This window comes from Vibrio sp. 704 (assembly GCF_033339295.1).
In genome coordinates this window covers 1-554 of the sequence record NZ_JAWOUH010000849.1, presented here as the reverse complement: position 1 = coordinate 554, position 554 = coordinate 1, and the positions used below count along the sequence as shown (strand labels likewise).

Below are 554 nucleotides of genomic sequence, written 5' to 3'. Positions count from 1 at the left end.
GGCGACATTGCACAAAAGGCTTACCTTCCTGTCATTACTCAACTTCCTAATGTTGAGCTGGTCTTTTGTACCCGAGACGCCGAAACCCTCTCTTCACTAGCTCAGCAATATCGCATTAAGGAAAGCTGTCAGGACTACCGACAGCTTCCTGCGTTTGGTGTAGATGCGGTGATGATTCATGCCGCAACTCATGTTCACTTTCAAATCGCTGAATATTTTCTAAAACAACGCATTCCTACTTTTGTCGACAAACCTCTGGCGGACAGTGCCCAACAGGTAGAGCAACTCTATGAGATTGCAGCTATCGCCAATCAACCACTTTATGTTGGCTTTAATCGCCGACACATTCCGCTCTACAACGACTATTTGCCAAACGTACAAAAAGGCGATGTCGCTAATTTGAAGTCACTGCGTTGGGAGAAAAATCGCCACAATCTGCCGGGAGAACTCCGTACGTTCATCTTTGACGATTTTATTCACCCGCTAGACAGCGTAAATGTTGTAGCAAAAGCCGATTTGCAACAGCGTAAATGTTGTAGCAAAAGCCGATTTGC

The 554-nt window shown here is 45.7% G+C and carries 1 protein-coding gene; it reads left to right on the top strand.

All coding sequences use genetic code 11. The features are described 5' to 3' along the window. A partial coding sequence (locus R7R24_RS29500) for a Gfo/Idh/MocA family oxidoreductase (RefSeq protein WP_318120563.1) occupies positions 1-554 on the top strand: 554 nt, incomplete at both ends.